At 55.3% G+C, this 4,014-nt stretch carries 4 protein-coding genes; 2 read left to right on the forward strand and 2 right to left on the reverse strand.

Features of this window, described 5'->3' with window-relative positions:
• The coding region (locus VGE80_RS16430; protein WP_440593423.1) for a DUF1549 domain-containing protein at positions 1-1,442 on the reverse strand (1,442 nt) is incomplete at its 3' end.
• An 83-nt stretch (positions 1,443-1,525) separates the two neighbouring features.
• Here VGE80_RS16430 and VGE80_RS16435 point away from each other — a divergent pair.
• On the forward strand, positions 1,526-2,437 hold the full coding sequence (locus VGE80_RS16435; RefSeq protein WP_397569913.1) for a helix-turn-helix transcriptional regulator: 912 nt from the start codon (positions 1,526-1,528) through the stop codon (positions 2,435-2,437).
• 136 nt (positions 2,438-2,573) lie between these two features.
• On the opposite strand, the gene VGE80_RS16440 is transcribed toward VGE80_RS16435, so the two are convergent.
• Positions 2,574-2,936: a 4a-hydroxytetrahydrobiopterin dehydratase gene (locus tag VGE80_RS16440; RefSeq protein WP_397569914.1), complete on the reverse strand. Its 363-nt coding sequence runs from the start codon at positions 2,934-2,936 to the stop codon at positions 2,574-2,576.
• Between the two features lie 93 nt (positions 2,937-3,029).
• Between VGE80_RS16440 and VGE80_RS16445 the strand changes: the two genes are divergently transcribed.
• On the forward strand, positions 3,030-4,014 hold a 985-nt coding region (locus VGE80_RS16445), incomplete at its 3' end, for a DUF1501 domain-containing protein (RefSeq protein ID WP_440593424.1).

Consider the following 4,014-nt stretch of genomic DNA (forward strand, 5'->3'; position numbering starts at 1 on the left):
ACCTTCAAAATCCCTTTAAACACGAATCCGAACGAGAATTCACGTGACGCTGGCGTAATGTCGAAGAAGCCCTGCTCCAGCTTGCCAGTCGTTTCAGGTTTCAGCAAATCAAAGTCGGGCAATTTGTCCCACGTGTCACGGTAAAAGCGGTACTCCAGATCGTCGAGATCGGGTGATTGCTGGCCAGTCGTCTGTGAATTCAGCTTCCCCCGAAACTCTTGTTCGATCTTTGTGATTGACGCCTGGATCTGGTCGAGTTGAGCCTGGTGCTCTTTCACCGCTGCCAGATAATCCTGCTTTGCGGCCTCGTCGCGGAAGATTGGCCGCTCGACATTGGGATTGGGATAGCCGTTGGGCGTGATCCCCTGGAAGAACGAGAGGAAGCTGTAATAGTCCTGCTGCGGAATCGGGTCGATCTTGTGGTCGTGACAGCGAGCGCAGTTCACCGTCAAGCCAAGGAAGCCTTGCGCGGTCGTGGTGATGATGTCATCGAATCCATCGAAGACTGCCAGAAGTCGATCGGCCGGTTCGTCGTCCCATTGGCCGAGCCGGTAGAAACCCGTAGCGATCAAGCCATCGGATCCTGCGTCGGGCAACTCGTCTCCCGCCAGTTGTTCACGTACGAACTGGTCGTATGGTTTATCGCTATTGAATGCGCGAATGACGTAGTCGCGATAACGCCAGGCATTGGGCTTGGGCCCGTCTCGCTCGAAGCTGTTGGTGTCGGCATAGCGGACGACATCCAGCCAGTGCCTGGCCCAGTGCTCGCCATAACGCTCTGATGCGAGCAGTCGATCGACGAGCTTTTCGTAGGCGTTCGCGGACTTGTCTGAAATGAATGACTGAATTTCTTCTCCCGTTGGAGGAAGCCCGGTCAAGTCGTATGTCAAACGACGGATCATCGCGAATTTTTCGGCTTCCGGAGCGGGCTTCAGTCCTGCCTGCTCGAGTTTATGGAGTATGAACGCATCAATCGGGTTCTTGACCCATTCCGAGTTTTTCACTTCGGGAGGGGGCGTCGACTGCAGGGGAAGAAAGGCCCAGTGCTCTTTCCAGTCAGCACCTTGGGCGATCCAGGCGGTCAGCAGTTCAATCTGTTCGACAGTCAGCGGTGGACCTTCGGGGGGCATGCGGAGCGAATCATCCGTGGCAGTGATTCTCCGAAGAATTTCACTCTCGTCCGGCTGTCCAGCGACGATCGGCTGAGCTCCAGAAGGCAACTTTTTGAAGACCGCGTGTTTGTCGTTTAGTCTCAGGTCCGCCTCGGCAGTATCCGGTCCATGGCAAGCGAAGCACCGTTTTGCCAGAATCGGCTGAATCTGGCGTCCGAAATCGATTCGGTCAGGCGATTGCGCGAATAGTCCAGAGGGAGCAACAAAGATGCTGCTGATCAGGATGACAGCCATCAGCCACTGTAATTGTCGTTTGCAAACCACGTTCATCCTTCCGCTTTCTGTCTCATTTGCGCTCGAATCGCATCGACATTGGTCGACGCTCTATCATACCGTTTTCAAGTCAAATCGCCATGAGTCGATCCGACCAAAAGCTATCGGAAACCGACATTCGGCCTGCGGGTGCCTTGGTTTACGTCGTTCGGGCAGATACCGACGATTCTCGGGAATGGCTGTCAGAATCGCCCATATGTCCTGAGCTGCAGCGATATCGAATCCGACATTTAGCCGTGGCCAAAATGGCTTCTCCGTTTCAAATCGTGAGGACACGGTTGTCCGGAAGTTATTTCCTTGCCTGTTTTGGCGGGGAAGGTCGAGTTCTCGTCGACGGTCGTTGGACGGATTGCGGGCCGGGGCAGGCAGTACTGCTGCCACCTGGCACGCTTCAGGCGTTTCACACGACACCAGGCCGAGTGTGGGACTTTTGCTGGGTTCGTTATCAGGAACGTGCCGGTCAACAGCCATTGATCTCGGCACACTCACCCGTCTTGACCGAGTTCGATCCGGAAGGGTTGCGTCTGGCGATTCTGGGACTCTATCACGAGTGCCTGTCGCGACAGAGCATTACCTTATCGGATAGCAACACTCCACCCTCGGATCAGACTGTCGTTGGACGATGGATCGATCTGGTGAACCACTACGTTCTGCGGTTTGCAGTTCCAACGCGACTGGACGCCCGAATCTGGCAACTCTGGGAACAGGTCGCAGCATCACTGGACCAATCGTGGACCGTCACACAGATGGCAGAAATCGTGCATCTCAGCGAGAAGCAACTACAGCGTCTGTGCCTCAGGGAACTCGGTCGCACTCCGCGGCAACAACTGATCTGGTTGCGAATGCGGAAAGCGGCGGAGTTGCTGTCAGAACGAAGTTCTACGGTCGAATCCATCGCCGTTCGCGTTGGCTACAAGAACCCCTTCGTATTTTCCTCCATCTTCAAACGGGTTATGGGCTGGTCCCCCTCCAATTATCCTCATCGCAAGTGATGAAGATGCTTTCACAGAACTGACGGACACGGAAACAATGTGCCGCGGTGCCAGTTTACAAACGCGATCGGATGGGTTTTCTGAATGGATGATTCCATGTGAGTTCCGGTTCCGGCATCACCAGCAGTGTGAGTCGTCAGGACTTAAGTTCGACAGGCAACTCGTCAATCTTTGCTGCCAGAATAAAATCGTTCTCTGACAGGCCGTCGATGGCGTGAGTCCAGATCTCGATGGTCACATTCCGATAACCGGCAATATGCAGATCGGGATGATGCCCTTCTGCTTCTGCGATCTCTGCAACCTTGTTGAAGAAGCGCATGCCCGCCAGAAAGTTCTTCACGGTCCAGGCCTTGCGAATTCGTTTGCCGTCGGCCGTGAGCGACCAGCCCGAGAGCCGGGTGAGTTGTGCTTGCGCTTCAACGTTTGTCAGCTTGGGAACGCCTCCTTCGCACGGCAGGCAGCGTTTTGCTCGGAGTTGTTCTGCACTTTGAGTCGTCATGATTTTTCTTCCAGAAGTGTCGTGAATTGTGGGCTGAATAACGTATTATAACATTTCCCGTGATCCCGCATGACGAGTTGAGGAGAAATCCAGATGGCGGACGCAATGCACTTCGAAGAACTGCTGCTGCGAGAATCGACTCGCCGTCACTTCTTTCGAGACTGTCGGGTGGGACTGGGGGGGATGGCACTGAGTGGTTTGATGGGCTCTGGTCGCGAAGCCTCTGCAGAGCCCCAACCATCGGGATATGGCGGTCGCGATCGACATCACCCGGCAAAAGCAAAGTCCGTCATTTTCCTGTTTATGGCAGGGGGTCCCAGTCAGCTAGAACTGTTTGATCCCAAGCCCAAATTGCAGGAGCTCAATGGGCAGGTCATTCCCGAGTCATACGTCAAAGGGAAGCGATTTGCCTTCATCAAGCCAGACGCGGCACTCTTGGGGACCGATCGCAAATTCGGTCGATATGGAGAGTCAGGGGCCGTCATCAGTGATTGCCTTCCCCATCTCGCGACCGTCTCAGACGATATTTGCATCGTCCGCTCAATGTCGACGGACGTCTTTAATCATGGCCCCGCAAAGCTCTTCATGAACACGGGATCGCCCCAGTTCATGGGCCGACCCAGCATGGGTGCGTGGGTGACCTACGGAATCGGAAGCGAATCGCAAAATCTTCCGGGCTTCATGGTGTTACAGTCGGGACCTCGCGGACCTCGCGGCGGGGCTCCCCTGTGGTCCAGCGGATTCCTTCCCACCAAGTACCAGGGCGTTCCCCTGCGCTCCGGGAAAGAGCCGATCTTGAATCTGGGCAATCCGCCCGGAATGAGTTCCGTTCAGCAGCGCGATTTCATTAGTGCGGTGAACGATCTCAACGGAATTCGCCACGAGTTTACGCAGGATTCGGAAATCGCCACACGCATTGCCTCGTATGAGATGGCGTATCGCATGCAAACCAGTGCCCCTGATTTGATGGATCTTTCCGGAGAGACGAAAGAGACCCTGGAGCGGTATGGGGCGGAACCGGGGAAACACTCCTTCGCCAATAACTGTCTGCTGGCACGGCGCCTGGTCGAGCGCGGCG

The sequence above is a fragment of the Schlesneria sp. genome (assembly GCF_036405755.1).
Taxonomy (GTDB): domain Bacteria; phylum Planctomycetota; class Planctomycetia; order Planctomycetales; family Planctomycetaceae; genus Schlesneria; species Schlesneria sphaerica.

Bases quoted from the DNA above. Each gene is read 5' to 3' on its own strand.
- VGE80_RS16440 (WP_397569914.1), bottom strand. From the start codon at position 2,936: ATGACGACTCAAAGTGCAGAACAACTCCGAGCAAAACGCTGCCTGCCG.
- VGE80_RS16435 (WP_397569913.1), top strand. From the start codon at position 1,526: ATGAGTCGATCCGACCAAAAGCTATCGGAAACCGACATTCGGCCTGCG.